The following is a 16,870-nucleotide window of genomic DNA, read 5'->3' on the forward strand; positions in this document are numbered from 1 at the left end:
CAAGGCATGGCACCACCAAGGGTGTCAGTGCGCTGGTGCGGTATCTTGCGCTGTCTCAAGGGATGTCTCATATGAAAATCGCCGGTGCAGGCGCGAGCCGGTGACCCGGCCTTAGCAGCAATTTCGGCAGAGGTCACGCCCAAGAACGCAGCCCGCAGCCGCCCGTCAGACGAGCCGCCACATCCTGTCGGGTTATCTCCACAACCGGGCTGCCGCGGCTTGCCGCGAAGGGCTTGGTGCGACTAGGGTGCGGGATGGATACGACCTTTCTGATCAGCGCCTTCGTCACCCTGTTCGTGATCATCGATCCGATCGGCCTGGTGCCGCTTTTCGTGGCCCTGACACAAGGCCTGAGCACCCGCGAGCGCCGCGCCATCGGCTTGCGCGCCGTGCTGGTGGCCGCGCTCCTGTTGCTGCTGTTCGCGGCGGCAGGTGAGGCCGTTCTGGGTTTTGTCGGCATCTCGATGCCCGCCTTCCGCATCGCAGGCGGCATCCTTCTGTTCCTGACCGCCCTCGACATGCTGTTCGAGCGCCGCGCCAAGCGTCGCCAGGACCAGACCGGCGAGGATCGCCCCGACCCTTCGGTCTTCCCCCTCGCGATTCCCCTGATCGCAGGCCCCGGTGCCATTGCGTCCATGATCCTGCTCGCGGGGCAGCAGCCCGGCCTTGCGGGGCTGGCCACGATCACAGGTGTCATGCTGGCGGTGCTGGCGATCGTGATGCTTCTGTTCCTGTCCGCCTCGCTGTTCGAACGCGCCCTGGGACGCGTGGGCATCAATGTGGTGACGCGGTTGCTGGGGATGCTGCTGGCGGCGCTGTCGGTGCAATTCGTGCTGGATGGCCTGCGCGATTTCGGCTTTGCCGCCTGATTGCAGGCGCGCGCGGCGCACCTATATCACCCATGACAAAGGAGGTGCTGCATGGACGGCAACGATCTGGGCAGATTGACCTATCTGATCCTGCTGGGCGCGGTGATCGTCTTCTGGTTCGTGGTGCAGAACCGCCAGTCGCTGGGCAAGACCATGCAGCAGGCGCTGGTCTGGGGGCTGCTGTTCCTCGGCGTGATCGCAGCCTTCGGCCTGTGGTCCGACATCCGCCAGACCGTGCGCCCGACGCAATCGGTCATCTCCTCGGAGGGGCGGATCGAACTGCCGCGTGCCCCTGACGGGCATTACTACATGACCGTGCAGGTGAACGGGGCAGATATCCGGTTCCTGGTCGATACCGGCGCCAGCGACATCTACCTCAGCCGGCAGGACGCTGAGCGCGCGGGGCTTGATCCGGCCAATCTGGCCTTCATCGGCAGCGCCATGACCGCAAATGGCCCGGTGCGCACCGCGCCGGTGCGGCTGGACAGCATCCGTCTTGGCGGGATCGAGGATCGCGGCCTGCGCGCCTTCGTGAACGAGGGCGAGATGCGCGAGTTGCTGCTGGGCATGACCTATCTGCAACGTTTCTCGTCGGTCGAGATCCGGCAGGGCGCGCTGATCCTGACGCGCTAGACGCGCCTGTTTCTTCTTGCCAGAAATATCCATCTTGCCAGGGCTGCCTCAGCCGCCGCGCTCGGCCTTCTTTTCCCAGCGCCCCGATTCCTCGGACCAGTATTGCGCGGCACAGCCCGCATCGGTCAGCGCCTTCCATTGCGCGCGCGCAACCTGCAGCGCGTCCGGGTTGTTGCCGTCGAAGATCACGCAGACCCGTTCCAGCCGCCGCACCTCGTCCGGTGTCAGATCGGCCCCGTCCACGGTCATCAGGCAGGCAGGATCATTCGCGGCCTCCGGCCCGGTGATCAGCAACACGGGTTGCGCGGCGTCATGCGGCCCGCCGCCAAGCCCGTGCGGCAGGAACCCGTCAGGCGCACCCAGCCACAATTGCTGATCCAGCCAGCCCATCCGTTCGGCGCTGCGCCCGCGCACCGCGACACGCCATCCGGCCTGCAAGGCGCGGCCCAGAAGCTGGGGCAAGGCCACCTCGAGCGGGTTGCGCGTCAGGTGATAGAAATAGGCCGCGCCCATCCGTGCCGCCCCCCTGTCAACCCTCGAACCGGTCGGCCACCAGCCGGTTCAGCGTCATCACGCCCCAGCCGCTGGCCCCCTTGGGCGCATGGGCCGTGTCTTCCTTGACGCTGGCGACACCGGCGATGTCCAGATGGACCCAGGGCGTGCCCTCCTGCACGAAACGCTGCAGGAATTGCGCGGCGGTGATCGCGCCGGCATCACGCCCGCCCACGTTCTTCATGTCGGCGATCGGCGATTTCAGCTTGGCGTCATAGGCCGGCCCCAGCGGCATGCGCCATGCACCTTCGCCCTCGGCCTCGGCGGCTTTCAGAACCGCGTTGCACAGGCTGTCATCATTGGCGAAGACACCGGCCTTTTCATGCCCCAGCGCGATGATGATCGCCCCGGTCAGCGTGGCCAGATCCACCATGCCCGCAGGCTTGAAGCGTTCCTGCGCGTACCAAAGCACATCGGCCAGAACCAGCCGCCCCTCGGCATCGGTGTTGATCACCTCGATCGTGTCGCCCTTCATTGCGCGCACCACGTCACCGGGCCGGGTGGAGCGGCCCGAGATCATGTTCTCGACCAGACCCACAAGGCCCACGACATTTGCCTTTGCGCCGCGGCGCGCCAGCGTGTGCATGACACCCGCCACCACGCCCGCGCCGCCCATGTCCATGGTCATGTCCTCCATGCCGCCCGCAGGCTTGAGGCTGTATCCGCCGGTATCGAAGACCACGCCCTTGCCGATCAGCGCAAGCGGAGCCGCGTCCTTGTCCCCGCCCTTCCACTGCATCACCACGACCTTCGAGGGGCTTTCGCTGCCATGGCCCACGGACAGAAGGCTGCCCATGCCAAGCTTTTCCAGATCCGCCTCTTCCAGCACCTCGACCTCGACGCCCAGATCGCGCAGCTCCAGCAGGCGATCGGCAAAGCTGGTGGTGGTCAGGATATTGGCGGGCGCGCTGATCAGGTCGCGTGTCAGGAACACGCCTTCGACCGCCGCGCGCATGGGGACCAGCGCCGCCTCGACCTCGGCGGGTTTGCTGACCATCAGGGTCACGGCGCCGGGGGTGGCCGGTGCATCGGTCGCAGGCTTCGACTTCATCGCGTCATAGGCATAGGCGCGCAGGGCCAGGCCCATGCCGATCTGCGCCGCGTGGCGGTTCGATCCGGCCATCACCGTGACGGCGGCCTTGCCCTTGAGCTTGCCAAGCGCCACGCCCGCCTTGCGGGCCTGGGCGGCATCGGCCCGTTTGGGCAGGTGCACCACGTCCACCGCATCCGCCGCCATGCCTGCGGGAAAGGCCAGCGACATCGTCTCGCCCGGCTTGAGCTTGCCGAAAGCCTCCGAGGTCAGCATCCGGTTCAGGGCGCCCTTGGTCAGCCGGTTGACCTTGCGCACGGACATATCCAGCGCCTCGGCCGTGTCGACCAGCAGCGCGATGCGCCCTTCCAGCGTTTCCAGTGTCACCAGATCGGTTGCGGCGGCGGTCAGTGTCACGGGGGCTGTCATGGGGATATCTCCTGCAGGCGAAAAGGGGGCGAAACGATGCTGGAGCGTCACCCTAGCGGCGCGCCGCCGGCTTGACCAGATAGCAGTTTTCCACCTCTGTCACATCCTGTAGGGTCACCCTGTTCATGACGGGACTTCCGGGGGAAACGAGTGGCAAGATTCGACAGATACCTGCTGTCGCAAATGATGGTCCTGTTCGGCTTCTTCGCCCTGATCCTTGTATCGATCTACTGGATCAACCAGGCGGTTCGGCTGTTCGACAGGCTGGTCGGCGATGGCCAGTCCGCGATGGTGTTTGTCGAATTCTCGCTTCTGACCCTGCCGAACGTGATCCGCCTTGTGCTGCCGGTCGCGGCCTTCGCGGGCGCGGTCTATGTCACCAACCGGCTGAGTAACGAAAGCGAACTGGTCGTGATGCAGGCCACGGGTTTCAGCCCATGGCGGCTGGCGCGGCCCGTCGCGATCTATGGCGGGATCGTCGCGCTGATGATGGCGGTGCTGACCCATCTGCTGGTTCCCGCCTCGCAGGAAGAGATGAAGAAGCGCGAATCCGAGCTGTCGCAGAACGTCACCGCCAAGCTGCTGACCGAGGGCACATTCCTGCACCCTTCGGCCGGGATCACCTTCTATATCCGCGAAATCACCCCCGAGGGGGCACTGCGCGATGTCTATCTGTCGGATCGCAGCCGGGCGGACCGGGCCATGACCTATACCGCCAGCGAGGCCTTTCTGGTCAATGACGACAAGGGGACGCGCCTTGTGATGGTGGACGGGCTGTCGCAGGCCTATTTCACGGAAACCTCGCGGCTTTTCACCACCCATTTCGCCGATTTCACCTATGACATCAGCGGGCTCTTGTCCTCGCCGCGCGGCCATGTGCGAGAGGTGCGCCATGTCGGCAGCTGGGAGCTGCTGACGGCGCCTGACGCGATCTCGGCCGAAACCGGGCAGTCCCTCGGGGTGATCGTGGACGAACTGCACGGCCGCTTCAATCAGCCGCTGATGGCGCTGGCGGCGGCGCTGATCGGGTTTTCGGCGCTGCTGGTGGGCGGGTTTTCGCGCTTCGGCGTCTGGAAGCAGATCGTGGGCGCGCAGGTCCTGCTGGTGCTTGTCAAGCTGATCGAAGGGCTGGTCACCGATCCGGTTCGGACCAATCCCGAACTCTGGCCACTGGTCTATGCGCCATCGCTGGGGGGCCTGCTGATGGCGGCGGCCCTGCTGGCCTGGAGCGCGCGGCCGCGTCGCCGCCGGGCCGCGACGCCCCCGGACGCGGCGGGGGCCACGGCATGATCCTGCACCGCTATTTCGCGCGCCGCTTCCTGACGACCTTTCTGGGCATCCTGACGGTGTTCTTCCTGCTGCTGGCGCTGATCGATCTTGTCGAACAACTGCGCCGCTTCGCCCTGGACGGGATCGGCTTTGGCCGCATCGCGCAGCTGACCCTTCTGAACATGCCGCGCGCGATCAGCGATATCCTGCCGCTGGTGATGATCCTGTCGACCATCGCGCTGTTTCTAAGCCTTGCGCGCAGCAGCGAACTCGTGGTGACGCGGGCCTCGGGCCGATCGGGGCTGCGCGCGCTTCTGGCGCCGGTGATCGTGGCCCTTCTGATCGGCGCGCTGGCGGTGGCCATGCTCAACCCGCTGGTGGCGGCGACGTCCAAGCGCTACTCCAGCCTGTTCGAAGGCTACCGATCGGGTGTCACCGATGTGCTGTCGATCTCGCGCGAGGGGCTGTGGCTGCGCCAGGGCGGGACCGAAGGGCAGACGGTGATCCGCGCCACGCGCGCCAACCAGACCGGCACGGTGTTCTACAATGTGACCTTTCTCAGCTACGCGCCCGAGGGCGGGCCGGTCAAGCGGATCGAGGCGGCGGAAGCCGCGTTGACACCGGGGGCCTGGCAGGCCCGTGACGTCAAGGTCTGGCCCCTCGGGCTGGACCAGAACCCCGAGGCCCTGGCCGAGACCCACGCGACGCTGTCCATTCCCTCGGACCTGACGCAGGAGCGGATCCGCGACAGTTTCGGCAAGCCTGATGCGATCTCGATCTGGGATCTGCCCGACTATGTGGCCGAACTGGAAAAGGCCGGATTTTCGGCGCGCCGTCACCTGGTGTGGTTCCAGATGGAGCTGGCCCGCCCGCTGTTTCTGACCGCCATGGTGCTGCTGGGCGCGGCCTTCACCATGCGCCATGCCCGCGCCGGGGGCACCGGCATCGCGGTGTTGTCGGCGGTGATGCTGGGTTTCACGCTGTTCTACATCCGCAACTTCGCGCAGATCATGGGCGAGAACGGGCAGATCCCGATCATGCTGGCCGCCTGGGCCCCTCCGGTCTCATCGGTCATGCTGGCCATGGGTCTGCTGTTGCACATGGAGGATGGCTGATGCGCGCGCCCGGTTTGACAGGCCGCGATATGACTGGCCGCGACTTGGCTGGCCGCGTGCTGCGTCTGGCGGCGCTGTTGCTGGCGGGATCGGCCCTGGTGCTGACACAGTTTCAGCCCGCGCCGCTGCAGGCGCAGAGCCTTGACACGGCCGTCACCGGCGCCCCCGCCACGCTGGTCGCCGACAGTCTGCGGCTGGAAGGGCGTGACCGGCTGATCGCGGAGGGCAATGTCGAGGCGCTGTCAGGCGCCACCCGGCTCAAGGCGACGCGGGTGATCTATGACCGCACGGCCGACCGGCTGACACTGGAAGGTCCGATCACCGTGATCGAGGGCGACAGGATCGTGGTCCTGGCCGATAGCGGCGATCTGGATGCAAGCCTCGAGAACGGGCTGCTGCGCGGTGCACGCATGGTGCTGGATCAGCAGGTGCAGCTTGCCGCCAACCGGATCGACCGGGTCGGCGGGCGTTATACGCAGCTTTACCAGGCCGCGGCCACCGCCTGCCGTATCTGCGATGACGGCACGCCGCCGCTCTGGCAGATCAGGGCCAAACGGGTCATCCATGACCAGCAGGAAAAACAGCTTTACTTCGAGAATGCACAGCTGCGGGTGCTGGATGTGCCGGTGCTGTGGTTTCCACGTCTGCGCCTGCCGGACCCCACACAGGACCGCGCCACGGGTTTCCTGATCCCGCAGCTGCGCCAGACCTCCTTGCTGGGTTTGGGGGTGAAGGCGCCCTATTTCGTGACGCTGGGCGATCATCGTGACCTGACGATCACGCCCTACCTGTCACCCAAGACCCGGACCCTGGAACTGCGGTACCGCCAGGCCTTCCGGAACGGGGATATCGAGCTGAACGGCGCGGTCTCGGACGACACCATCGGGCCGGGCGGGCGACGCGGCTACCTGTTCGGTCAGGGGCGGTTTTACCTGCCCCGCGACTACCAGTTGATTTTCGACTTCGAGATGACAAGCGACGAAGCCTATCTGCTGGATTACGACTATTCCGAAAAGGAACGTCTGGACAGCGCGATCGCGATCACCCGCACCCGGCGCGACGAATATTCGAATGTCAGCCTGACCAGCTACGAGACGCTGCGCGCTTCGGAAAGCAACAGCACACTGCCCACGATCATCGGGGAACTGACCTATGAGCGGCGGTTCTTTCCCGCGCGCCTTGGCGGCGAGGTGCGGATGGGGCTTGAGGCGATTTCGCGCTACCGGTCCTCGGACGACCCCACGGACGGCATCGGTCGCGACATCAGCCGGGTCACCGCCGAGATGTTCTGGCTGCGCAACTGGTCGCTGGCCTATGGCGTGCAGGCGGCCTTTCGCGGCGGCCTTGCGGTGGACGGGTTCCGCACGCTGCAGGATGACACGTTCGACGGCGATCTGACCGAAGTCGTGCCGCAGACCTCGGTCACGCTGCGCTGGCCGCTGATGCGGCAGGAGTCCAACGGGGTGCGTCATCTGCTGGAACCGGTGGCGATGATCGGATGGACCGGTGGCAGTCGACGCGATCTGCCCAATGACGAAAGCACGCGCGTGGAATTCGACGAGGGCAACCTGCTGAGCCTGTCGCGCTTTCCGGCACCGGACCGGCGCGAACGCGGGCTGATGGCCGCCTACGGGATGCAATGGCTGCGCCTTGCGCCGAATGGGCTGCAGTCGACGCTGACCCTGGGCCAGGTCTGGCGCGACACCGTGGACAGCGATTTCAGCAGCAGCTCGGGCTTGTCCAGCCAGACATCCGATCTTCTGGTCGCAGGCCAGATCAAGACAGCGAGCGGTCTGTCACTGGGCGCGCGAACCCTGTTCGACGACGCGGTGACGCTGTCCAAGGCCGAGGCGCGGCTGGCCCTCTTTCGGCCCGACTACAACCTGTCCGCCTCTTATGTGTGGCTGGGGGCCGACGCGGATGAGGACCGCACCGAGACCCAGTCGGAATGGTCATTCGAGGGCGGCTACAGGTTGTCGCGTCACTGGACGGGTTCGGCAAACCTGCGGTATGACGTGGTGGCCGACAAGACCGCCGAAGCCGGCGTTGGGCTGCGCTACCGAAACGAATGCGTGGATGTGAACCTTTCCCTCTCGCGCCGCTTCACCTCATCGGCTATCGTCGCGCCATCGACGGATATCGGCTTGACCGTCGCCATCCGGGGATTTGGCGTCGGCACCGCCGATGACAGCTATACACGGACTTGCAGGAACGCGCCTTGATGACAAAGACCAAACGCCCCCATTCCCTTGCCGCCGCCCGCGTCGCGATCGCAGCCCTTCTGGCCCTGTGCGGGTGGATCGGTCTGGCACCGGCGGGACAGGCGCAGGGATTGTTCGCCCCGGTTGTCACCGTCAACGACACCGTGGTGACCCGTTACGAGGTCGAACAGCGCATGGCCCTGCTGCGCGTGTTCCGCACACCCGGCGATCTGGAAAAGGTGGCGCGCGAACAGCTGATCGAGGATCGGCTGAAAGTGGCCGAGGCGAAGGCCAGCGGGATCGAGGTCACCGAACAGGGCATCCTTGACGGCATGACCGAATTCGCCGCCCGCGCAGAGCTGAGCCGCGAAGACTTCATCAGTGCCATCGCAGGCGCAGGCGTGGCCGAAGAAAGCTTCCGCGATTTCATCGTCTCGGCGCTCAGCTGGCGCGAACTGGTACGCGCGCGCTTCCTGTCGCGCGTCCGCATCAGCGAGGCCGATATCGACAAGGCGCTGGGGGCGATCACCGGCGGCAGCACCGTACGTGTGCTTTTGTCCGAGATCATCCTGCCCGCCCCGCCCGAACAGGCGGCAGAGGCGCAGGCGCTTGCCGAAGAGATCAGCCAGATCACCTCGGTCGCAGCCTTTTCGGCCGAAGCGTCGCGTGTCTCGGCCACGCAAAGCCGCAGCAATGGCGGCCGACTTGACTGGATGGCCCTGACCAACCTTCCCGAACCGCTGCGCCCCGTCATCCTGGGCCTTGCCGTCGGCGAAGTGACGCAGCCGATCCCGCTGGAAGGGGCCATCGCCCTGTTCCAGCTGCGCGGCATTCAGGAAACCGGCGTGACCACGCCCGAATTCTCGGCCATCGACTATGCCGCCTATTTCCTGCAAGGCGGGCGAACCGAGGCGAACCTGGCCCAGGTTGCGCAGATCCGCGCCACCGTGGATACCTGCAACGATCTTTACGGATTGGCCAAGGGCCAGCCCGAAGAGGTGCTGCAGCGCCTGGCCAGCACGCCTGCAGATCTGCCGCGTGATGTGGCGCTGGAACTGGCCAAGCTGGACCGGGGCGAGATTTCGGCCAACCTGACGCGGCCTGCGGCCGACGGCGGCGAGGCGCTGATGGTGCTGATGCTCTGCGGTCGCACCGCGGCCGGGGCCGAAGACGCCTCGCGCGAGCAGGTGACCAACCAGCTGCGCAGCCAGCGGCTTGAGGCCTATGCCCGCGGTTACCTGGCGCAGCTTGTATCCGACGCGCGCATCATCCCCCAATGACCGCCCCCATCGCGCTGAGTTGCGGCGAACCCGCCGGGATCGGCCCCGAGATCGCGGCTGCGGCCTGGCGGACCCTCAAGGGCAGTCTGCCGTTTTTCTGGATCGGTGATCCACGGCACCTGCCCGCGGGCACACCGCTGCAGATCATCGAGGCCCCGGCGCAGGCGCTGGATGTCAGCCGCACAGCCCTGCCGGTACTGGCCCTGCCCTTCGCGGCCCCCGCCACGCCCGGACAGCCGGATCCGGCCAACGCGCAAGGCGTGATCGACGCGATCGCTCGCGGGGTCGCACTCGTGCAATCCGGCGCGGCCTCGGCGATCTGCACGGCCCCGATTCACAAGAAGGCCCTCAAGGACGGGGCCGATTTCGCCTATCCGGGGCATACCGAATACCTTGCAGCCCTTGCAGGCGTCGAACGGGTGGTGATGATGCTGGCCTGCGATGCGCTGCGCGTGGTGCCGGTGACGATCCATATCCCGCTGGCCGAAGTGCCGCAGGCACTGACGGCGGCGCTTCTGACCGACACGATCCTGATCACCCATTCCGCCCTCAGGCGCGATTTCGGCCTGGCCGCCCCCCGTCTTGCGGTGGCGGGGCTGAACCCCCATGCGGGCGAAGGCGGCGCGATGGGGCACGAGGAGATCGAGATGATCATTCCCGTGCTGGACGCGCTGCGCGCCGAGGGGATGGATATTGCGGGGCCGATGTCGGCCGACACCATGTTTCATGCCGGTGCGCGGGCGCGTTATGACGCGGCGATCTGCATGTATCACGACCAGGCGCTGATCCCGATCAAGACGCTGGATTTCGCGGGTGGCGTGAATGTCACGCTGGGCCTGCCCTTCATACGCACCTCGCCCGATCACGGGACAGCCTTCGATATCGCGGGCCGGGGCATGGCCGATCCGTCATCCTTGATCGCGGCCCTGAAAATGGCGGATGTGATGGCGCGGGCGCGGGCCGGGCAATGACAATTTCCGGAACGGTGAAGACATGAGCGGGATCGATACCCTCCCCCCCTGCGCCAGGTCATCGAGACCCATGGCATCGCGGCGAAAAAGGCGCTGGGGCAGAATTTCCTGCTGGACCTGAACCTGACCGCCAAGATCGCGCGCCAGGCGGGCGATCTGAGCGCCTGTGACGTGCTGGAAGTGGGGCCCGGTCCCGGCGGGCTGACGCGCGGCTTGCTGGCCGAAGGGGCGCGGCGGGTGCTGGCCATCGAAAAGGACCCCCGCTGCATCCCCGCGCTCGAGGAAATCGCCGCCGCCTATCCGGGCCGGTTGCAGGTGATCCTGGGCGACGCGCTGGAGGTGGATCCGCTGGTGCATCTGACCCCGCCGATCCGGGTGGCGGCAAACCTGCCCTATAACGTGGGCACCGAGTTGCTGATCCGCTGGCTGACGCCGCCCGCATGGCCACCCTTCTGGGACAGCCTGACCCTGATGTTCCAGCGCGAGGTGGCCGAACGGATCGTGGCCCAGCCGGGCGGCAAGGCCTATGGTCGGCTTGCCCTGCTGGCGCAATGGCGCTGCGAGGCGCGGATCGTGCTGAACCTGCCGCCAGAAGCGTTCAGCCCGCCGCCCAAGGTGTCCAGTGCGGTGGTGCATCTGACCGCCCTGCCCGCGCCGCGCTATCCGGCCGATCCGAAGGTTCTGGAACAGGTGATCGCCATGGCCTTCAACCAGCGGCGCAAGATGATGCGCGCCGCCTGCAAGGGCCTTGTGCCCGACCTCGAGGATCACCTGATCGCGGCAGGTATCAAGCCGACAGACCGGGCCGAGACCGTGGCGCTGGAACAGTTCTGCGCGCTGGCCCGGTCGGTCAAGGCCGCGCGCTGAGGGACGCAGAGCGGCGCAGCACCATTGCAAAAGCAAAAGGCGCGCCGCTGATCAGAGCGACGCGCCTTTTTGATGTCTGCGTTTCAGCGGCCTTATTCGGCAGCTTCCGATGATCCCGGCGTCTCGCCACCCTCGGCGCGCGGTTCGCGCGGCTTGCGGGGGGCACGGCTGCGGGGTTTCGGCTTGGGCTGGTCGTCGCCTTCCGCCTTGGGGCGGGATTCGCCACGCGCACGGCCGGCGGGCTTGGCGGCGGGCTGCTCGGACTTGCTTTCTGGCGTGTCGACCAGGCCGCTGTCACCGCCCAGGTCCAGGACATCCTGCGATGCCCCTTCGTCCCGGTCGGCTTGGTCCTGCCGGCGCGTGTCGCGGCGCTGTTCGGCGGGTTGTTCGGAGGTATCCTGATCCTGGCGCGGCTGACGCTCGCGGGTCTGGTCGCGCTGGTCGCGCGCCTGATCCCGGCCTTGTTCGCGGCCCTGATCGCGCGACTGGTCGCGTTGCCCCTGTTGCGCCTGCTGCTGATCCCGCTCGGACTGGCGGTCGCGATTCTCGCGTTCCTGCTGTTCGCGGCGCTGATCGATCTCGCGCTGCGCCTCGGCCAGAAGCCGCAGGTAATGTTCGGCATGCTGCTGGAAATTCTCCATCGCCACGCGGTCATTGCCAAGCTGGGCATCGCGCGCCAACTGGTTGTACTTGTCAATGATCTGTTGCGGCGTGCCGCGGACCTTGCCCTCGGGACCCGAGCTGTCGAAAACCCGGTTGATGATATTCCCGACACTGCGGTTGGGGGCATTGTTGCGGCCCGACTTGCGCGACCTGGATTTGGAAGATCTCATATGTAGCTGTCAGCCTTCGTCTTTTGGCTTCGTGCGACCCGCTTCACGCCTCATGCGTTCTGTCTTGAAAAACCGGGTCCACGCTATTTTTGGCTTGGCGTCGAGAGGGACAGCATGGGTTGCGTCCTACGTCGCGACTGGGACTGAGTAAACATGACCACGCGCCCATGACAAGAGGAAAGCTGCGGCCTTGGGCGAATTATCGCTATTTTCGCGTCATTTCAGCCGGATCATCGGGGATCCGGGCGCTCAGGACACGGTCGCGCCCTTCCATGTCGCGGATCAGGCGCAGATCGCGCCAGCCTGCGGCTGCAAAGATCGCCCTGACAACATCGCCCTGTGTCCAGCCGATTTCGACCATCACGCGTCCCTTGGGCGTCAGATGGGCAGAGGCTTGCGCCGCGATGATGCGATAGGGCGCCAGCCCGTCGCCGCCGGGGCTGAGGGCCAAGGCGGGATCATGCAGCAGCACCTCGGGGGCAAGGTCGGGGATCTCGTCCGCTGCGATATAGGGCGGGTTGCTGAGGATCAGGTCAAAGCGCCCCGAAACGGCCGCGAACCAATCGCTGAGCGAAAGGTCCAGCCGATCGGCGACACCCAGCGCCTCGGCGTTACGTGCGGCCACGGCCAGCGCGGCCGGGCTGATGTCACTCGCGACGGCGCGCGCCTGCGGCCATTCGGCCAGCAACGTCAGCGCGATGGCCCCGCTGCCCGTGCCCAGATCCAGCAGCCGCGCGGGCGCCTGACCTTCAAGGGCCGTGGCAATCAGCGTTTCAGTATCGGCGCGCGGGTCAAGCACATCGGGCGTCACGACAAAGCTGCGACCCCAGAACAGGCGCTGCCCGATGATCCGCGCGACAGGTTCACGGGCGATGCGGCGCGCCAGCAGCGCATCCAGACTGTCCTGCGCGGGTCCCGGCATCGGATCGGGGCCCATCAGGATCAGGCGATCCCGCGTCACCCCCAGCGCATGGGCGACAAGATGGCGCGCGTCGGCACCGGCCTCGGGGATGCCGGCGGCGGTCAAGGCCTGCACGGCTGCGCGCAGGGATTGATCGACCGTCTGGCTCATCCCTCCATCTCGGCCAGCAGACCCGCCTGGTGTTCGGCGATCAGCGCGTCGATCACCTCGTCAAGGTCGCCCTGCATGATCTGGTCCAGCCGGTAGAGCGTCAGGTTGATGCGATGGTCGGTCATGCGGCCCTGCGGGAAATTATAGGTGCGGATGCGTTCGCTGCGGTCGCCACTGCCGACCTGGCTTTTGCGGTCGGCGGCGCGGGCATTGGCCAGTTTCTGCCGTTCCATGTCGAACAGCCGCGCACGCAGGACGCCCATCGCGATCTCGCGGTTGCGATGCTGCGATTTTTCAGAACTGGTGACCACGATGCCGCTGGGAATATGGGTGATGCGCACGGCGGAATCGGTGGTGTTCACGTGCTGCCCCCCCGCCCCTGAGGATCGCATCGTGTCGATGCGGATATCATTGGGATCGATGGTCACATCGACCTCTTCGGCCTCGGGCAGGACGGCGACGGTGGCGGCTGATGTATGGATACGCCCGCCGCTTTCCGTGGTGGGAACGCGCTGCACACGGTGCACGCCGCTTTCGAACTTGAGGCGGGCAAAGACCCCCTCGCCCGCGATCCGGGCCACGACCTCGCGGATGCCGCCCAGTTCCGTTTCCTGCAACTCGATGATCTGGAAGGACCAGCCGCGCGCCTCGGCATGGCGTTGGTACATGCGCAGAAGATCGGCGGCGAACAGGGCTGCCTCGTCGCCGCCCGTGCCGGGGCGGATCTCGATCATTGCGGGGCGGGCATCGGCGGCGTCGCGCGGCAGCAGCGCCAGTTGCAGCGCGCGCTCGATCTCGGGCAGGCGGGCGCGCAGCTGCGGCAGCTCTTCCTCGGCGAGGCTGCGCATCTCGGGATCGGACAGCATCGCCTCGGCTTCGGCCAGATCGTCGCGCAGTTGACGCCAAAGCGCGATCTGCGCCACGACCGGGCGCAATTCGGCATATTCGCGCCCCAAGGCCGCGATGTCGCCGCCACCCTGCGCCATCTTCGCCTCGAGAAACTGGAAGCGCTGGGTGATCTGGTCGAGTTTGTCCGCTGAAATCATCCCGCTTCTCTTGCCGAAAGCCGTCTGGCGGTCAAGAGCGCCCCGCCGCAAGCGCGGCCAGCCATCCCTCGACCCGCGCGCGGTTCACGCCAAGATCGGACGACCCGAAGCGCAGCCGCCCATGAATAACGATCGCGCCGGGCTGCGCCTCGACCGTGGTGTAGTCGGGAAACCCCCAAAGACGCGAGCGGGTGATGTAGGTGACCATCCCCTCTTCGGGCGTGCCGGCCAGAACGACCGTGCGCGGGGTGTCGCGGATGATCCGGTCCAGTCGCGACATATCGCCCGGCCCTGCGGGAATGCTGCGCACCACCGCGCCCGCGAAATCGCGGTTTCCGGCATCGCCCACCGACACATGCCAGCGCGCGGGATCAGACGGCGCCAGCCGCACCCAGAGGCCAAAGCCCAGCACCGCCAGAAGAACCAGAGACAGCAGTTTCATCACATCACCCTTTCCTCACCTCGGGATCGTCGGATCAACGCCGGGTCCAGCCCCAGAGCGCGATCAGTTCCATCGCGACATGGGCCCCGGCCACGGCGGTCGCCCCCGTTGTATCATAGGGGGGCGACACCTCGACCACATCGCCGCCCACAAGGTTGATGCCCGCCAGATCGCGCAGGATCGCGGCGGCCTGCCAGCTGTGCAAGCCCCCCCAGACAGGCGTGCCAGTGCCCGGCGCAAAGGCCGGGTCCAGCGCGTCGATATCGAAGGTCAGGTAGACGGGATGATCCCCCACCACCTCGCGCACACGGGCGACCACAGCGGCGGGGCCTTCCTCGTGAACGCGGCGGGCATCGATGTATTCCATGCCCAGATAGTCATCGCATTCGGTCCGAATCCCGATCTGGACCGAGCGGGAGGCATCCACGATCCCGGATTTCACGGCCTTGTACATGAAGGTGCCATGGTCGATGCGGGACATGTCGTCATCGGCCCAGAGGTCGGAATGGGCATCGAACTGGATCACCGACAGGGGGCCGAATTTCTCGGCATAGGCCTGCAGGATCGGCAGGGTGCAATAATGATCGCCCCCCAGCATGACGGTACCGGGTCCCGCCGCAAGGATGGTGCGGAAATGCTGGCGCACGGCCTCAGGGAAGTCGCTGACGCGGGCATAGTCGAAGGCCAGATCACCGTAATCGACGATGCTGAATTGCCCCAGCGGGTCATAGCCCCAGCCATAGGGCGGGTCATAGGGTTGCAGGCAGCTGGCCTCGCGGATGGCGCGGGGGCCGAAGCGGGTGCCGGGGCGATGGGTCACGGATTGATCGAAGGGCACGCCCGTGACCACCAGATCGACGCCGGTCAGGTCCTTCGTGTAGCGGCGGCGCAGGAATGACGTGGCCCCGCCAAAGGCGTTCTCGAAGCTGAGGCCGCGCAAACTGTCGCGCGTAAAGGCTTGATCTACTTGTGTCTTGGCATCTTCCAGCGCCATTGCTGCACTCCATCCAGATGTCGGTTGAAACCGCGCTTGCGGCGGCGCGGCTCAGGTCTTCAGGGGGGCCGCCCGTTCGACCAGCCTTGCAAAGAACGAGGCCCCGATCGGGGCTATCGCATCGTTGAAATCATACCCGGCCTGGTGCAGGCCCGCGCTTTCGCCCTGGCCCAGGAACAGATAGGCGCCGGGGCGGGCTTCCAGCATGTAGGCGAAATCCTCGGCGCCCATTTCGCGCCCGGCTTCGGGGGTTACCAGGTTCTCGCCCACGACTTCCGCCGCCACCCCGGCGGCAAAGGCCGCGCGGGCCGGATCATTGACGGTGGCAGGATACCAGACCTCGTAATCCAGATCCGCCTCGACCCCGTAGGCCGCGGCCTGACCCGACACGATGGCCTGCATGCGGTCCATCACCATGGCCTGCACGGCCTTGTCGAAGGTGCGCACCGTGCCGCCCACATAGGCGGTTTCGGGCACGATATTCTCGGCGCTGCCGGTGTGGATCTGGGTGACCGAGATCACCAGATCGTCCAGCGCATAGTGGTTGCGGCTGCTGATCGTCTGGATCGCCTGCACGATACCCACAGCCGCGACCACCGGATCGCGGGTGGCATGCGGCATCGCACCATGACCGCCCAAACCCCTGATATTGATGTGAAATGTATCGACCGCCGCCATGATCGGCCCGGGCGTGGTATAGAACGCACCCTCGGGAAAACCGGGGGCGTTGTGCAGAGCATAGACCTCGTCGATTCCGAAACGATCCATCACGCCTTCCTCGACCATCACGCCGCCGCCGCCGCCGTTTTCCTCGGCCGGCTGGAAGATCAGGGCGACCTTGCCCGCGAAATTCCGAGTCTCGGCCAGGTAGCGCGCCGCTCCAAGCAGCATCGTCGTGTGCCCGTCATGGCCGCAGGCATGCATCACGCCCGGCACGTTCGAGGCATGGTCAACGCCGGTTTCCTCGGCGATGGGCAGGGCATCCATATCGGCGCGCAACCCGATCACGGGACCCGGCCCCTGACCTTCGATGATCGCGACAACCCCGGTCCTGGCGATGCCCTCGTGAATATCGGTAATTCCGAACTCTTTCAGCCTTTCAACTACATAGGCTGCTGTCTTCACGCAATCGAAGCCCAGTTCGGGATGCTGGTGAAGATGGCGCCGCCAACCGGTCATGTCTTCGGCAAATCCGGCGATACGGTTGATCACGGCCATCTCTGGACTCCTTTGGCGGTTGCGGTCACGGTTGCACCAAACCTGAAAT

The 16,870-nt window shown here is 66.2% G+C and carries 16 protein-coding genes; 8 read left to right on the plus strand and 8 right to left on the minus strand.

Going from position 1 to position 16,870, the window contains the following annotated elements; translation table 11 throughout:
- Positions 1-254: 254 nt before the first annotated feature.
- Both ACMUJL_RS02045 and ACMUJL_RS02050 read left to right on the plus strand, forming a co-directional pair.
- Entirely contained in the window at positions 255-869 is a 615-nt protein-coding gene (locus tag ACMUJL_RS02045) for a MarC family protein (protein ID WP_068294975.1), read from the plus strand.
- Positions 870-920: 51 nt separating this feature from the next.
- The gene (locus ACMUJL_RS02050; RefSeq protein ID WP_375570804.1) at positions 921-1,502 is read left to right on the plus strand and encodes a retropepsin-like aspartic protease family protein; all 582 of its coding nucleotides are present in this window, start codon (positions 921-923) and stop codon (positions 1,500-1,502) included.
- Positions 1,503-1,550: 48 nt separating this feature from the next.
- On the opposite strand, the gene ACMUJL_RS02055 is transcribed toward ACMUJL_RS02050, so the two are convergent.
- Positions 1,551-2,015 carry a DNA polymerase III subunit chi gene (locus ACMUJL_RS02055; RefSeq protein WP_068294969.1) on the minus strand — a complete coding sequence of 155 codons (465 nt, stop codon included), beginning with the start codon at positions 2,013-2,015 and terminating at the stop codon, positions 1,551-1,553.
- Between the two features lie 16 nt (positions 2,016-2,031).
- Positions 2,032-3,513, minus strand: a complete 1,482-nt coding sequence (locus ACMUJL_RS02060; RefSeq protein WP_375570802.1) for a leucyl aminopeptidase — start codon at positions 3,511-3,513, stop codon at positions 2,032-2,034.
- 150 nt (positions 3,514-3,663) lie between these two features.
- On the opposite strand from ACMUJL_RS02060, the gene lptF reads away from it, so the two are divergent.
- Genes lptF through rsmA form a run of 6 tightly spaced genes read left to right on the plus strand, consistent with a single transcriptional unit; the run spans position 3,664 to position 11,216 of the window.
- Positions 3,664-4,803: an LPS export ABC transporter permease LptF gene (gene lptF, locus ACMUJL_RS02065; RefSeq protein WP_375570800.1), complete on the plus strand. Its 1,140-nt coding sequence runs from the start codon at positions 3,664-3,666 to the stop codon at positions 4,801-4,803.
- Positions 4,800-5,897 (plus strand): LPS export ABC transporter permease LptG, encoded by a 1,098-nt coding sequence (lptG, locus tag ACMUJL_RS02070; protein WP_375570798.1) that lies wholly within the window; start codon positions 4,800-4,802, stop codon positions 5,895-5,897. The genes lptF and lptG overlap by 4 nt, the downstream gene beginning before the upstream one ends.
- A 29-nt stretch (positions 5,898-5,926) precedes the next feature.
- A complete protein-coding gene (locus tag ACMUJL_RS02075) occupies positions 5,927-8,119 on the plus strand; it encodes an LPS-assembly protein LptD (protein WP_375570796.1) in 2,193 nt (730 codons plus the stop codon).
- Positions 8,119-9,378, plus strand: a complete 1,260-nt coding sequence (locus ACMUJL_RS02080) for a peptidylprolyl isomerase (protein ID WP_082896443.1) — start codon at positions 8,119-8,121, stop codon at positions 9,376-9,378. The genes ACMUJL_RS02075 and ACMUJL_RS02080 overlap by 1 nt, the downstream gene beginning before the upstream one ends.
- A complete protein-coding gene (gene pdxA, locus ACMUJL_RS02085; protein WP_416914098.1) occupies positions 9,375-10,349 on the plus strand; it encodes a 4-hydroxythreonine-4-phosphate dehydrogenase PdxA in 975 nt (324 codons plus the stop codon). Before ACMUJL_RS02080 ends, pdxA begins: the two co-directional genes overlap by 4 nt.
- 48 nt (positions 10,350-10,397) lie before the next feature.
- A complete protein-coding gene (gene rsmA / locus ACMUJL_RS02090) occupies positions 10,398-11,216 on the plus strand; it encodes a 16S rRNA (adenine(1518)-N(6)/adenine(1519)-N(6))-dimethyltransferase RsmA (protein WP_416914435.1) in 819 nt (272 codons plus the stop codon).
- 92 nt (positions 11,217-11,308) lie between these two features.
- Here rsmA and ACMUJL_RS02095 read toward each other — a convergent pair whose 3' ends face one another.
- The 6 genes from ACMUJL_RS02095 to ACMUJL_RS02120 all read right to left on the minus strand — a co-directional run bounded on the left by ACMUJL_RS02095 (position 11,309) and on the right by ACMUJL_RS02120 (position 16,821).
- Positions 11,309-12,049, minus strand: a complete 741-nt coding sequence (locus ACMUJL_RS02095; RefSeq protein ID WP_375570792.1) for a DUF4167 domain-containing protein — start codon at positions 12,047-12,049, stop codon at positions 11,309-11,311.
- Positions 12,050-12,254: 205 nt separating this feature from the next.
- On the minus strand, positions 12,255-13,121 hold the full coding sequence (prmC, locus tag ACMUJL_RS02100) for a peptide chain release factor N(5)-glutamine methyltransferase (protein WP_375570790.1): 867 nt from the start codon (positions 13,119-13,121) through the stop codon (positions 12,255-12,257).
- Positions 13,118-14,167 (minus strand): peptide chain release factor 1, encoded by a 1,050-nt coding sequence (gene prfA / locus ACMUJL_RS02105; protein ID WP_416914099.1) that lies wholly within the window; start codon positions 14,165-14,167, stop codon positions 13,118-13,120. Before prfA ends, prmC begins: the two co-directional genes overlap by 4 nt.
- A 31-nt stretch (positions 14,168-14,198) precedes the next feature.
- Positions 14,199-14,609, minus strand: coding sequence for a DUF1499 domain-containing protein (locus ACMUJL_RS02110; RefSeq protein ID WP_375570788.1), 411 nt, complete (start codon positions 14,607-14,609; stop codon positions 14,199-14,201).
- A gap of 34 nt (positions 14,610-14,643) precedes the next feature.
- Positions 14,644-15,603: an agmatinase gene (gene speB, locus ACMUJL_RS02115; protein ID WP_068294940.1), complete on the minus strand. Its 960-nt coding sequence runs from the start codon at positions 15,601-15,603 to the stop codon at positions 14,644-14,646.
- Positions 15,604-15,654: 51 nt separating this feature from the next.
- The gene (locus ACMUJL_RS02120; protein WP_375570786.1) at positions 15,655-16,821 is read right to left on the minus strand and encodes a M20 aminoacylase family protein; all 1,167 of its coding nucleotides are present in this window, start codon (positions 16,819-16,821) and stop codon (positions 15,655-15,657) included.
- Between the last annotated feature and the right edge of the window lie 49 nt (positions 16,822-16,870).

The organism is Seohaeicola sp., assembly GCF_048006315.1.
GTDB lineage: Bacteria > Pseudomonadota > Alphaproteobacteria > Rhodobacterales > Rhodobacteraceae > Seohaeicola.

What these genes read in the sequence shown, in the direction of transcription:
- ACMUJL_RS02045 (WP_068294975.1), top strand. Translation starts at nt 255, where the DNA reads ATGGATACGACCTTTCTGATCAGCGCCTTCGTCACCCTGTTCGTGATC.
- ACMUJL_RS02050 (WP_375570804.1), top strand. Translation starts at nt 921, where the DNA reads ATGGACGGCAACGATCTGGGCAGATTGACCTATCTGATCCTGCTGGGC.
- ACMUJL_RS02055 (WP_068294969.1), bottom strand. Translation starts at nt 2,015, where the DNA reads ATGGGCGCGGCCTATTTCTATCACCTGACGCGCAACCCGCTCGAGGTG.
- ACMUJL_RS02060 (WP_375570802.1), bottom strand. Translation starts at nt 3,513, where the DNA reads ATGACAGCCCCCGTGACACTGACCGCCGCCGCAACCGATCTGGTGACA.
- lptG (WP_375570798.1), top strand. Translation starts at nt 4,800, where the DNA reads ATGATCCTGCACCGCTATTTCGCGCGCCGCTTCCTGACGACCTTTCTG.
- ACMUJL_RS02075 (WP_375570796.1), top strand. Translation starts at nt 5,927, where the DNA reads ATGACTGGCCGCGACTTGGCTGGCCGCGTGCTGCGTCTGGCGGCGCTG.
- ACMUJL_RS02080 (WP_082896443.1), top strand. Translation starts at nt 8,119, where the DNA reads ATGACAAAGACCAAACGCCCCCATTCCCTTGCCGCCGCCCGCGTCGCG.
- pdxA (WP_416914098.1), top strand. Translation starts at nt 9,375, where the DNA reads ATGACCGCCCCCATCGCGCTGAGTTGCGGCGAACCCGCCGGGATCGGC.
- ACMUJL_RS02095 (WP_375570792.1), bottom strand. Translation starts at nt 12,049, where the DNA reads ATGAGATCTTCCAAATCCAGGTCGCGCAAGTCGGGCCGCAACAATGCC.
- prmC (WP_375570790.1), bottom strand. Translation starts at nt 13,121, where the DNA reads ATGAGCCAGACGGTCGATCAATCCCTGCGCGCAGCCGTGCAGGCCTTG.
- prfA (WP_416914099.1), bottom strand. Translation starts at nt 14,167, where the DNA reads ATGATTTCAGCGGACAAACTCGACCAGATCACCCAGCGCTTCCAGTTT.
- ACMUJL_RS02110 (WP_375570788.1), bottom strand. Translation starts at nt 14,609, where the DNA reads ATGAAACTGCTGTCTCTGGTTCTTCTGGCGGTGCTGGGCTTTGGCCTC.
- speB (WP_068294940.1), bottom strand. Translation starts at nt 15,603, where the DNA reads ATGGCGCTGGAAGATGCCAAGACACAAGTAGATCAAGCCTTTACGCGC.
- ACMUJL_RS02120 (WP_375570786.1), bottom strand. Translation starts at nt 16,821, where the DNA reads ATGGCCGTGATCAACCGTATCGCCGGATTTGCCGAAGACATGACCGGT.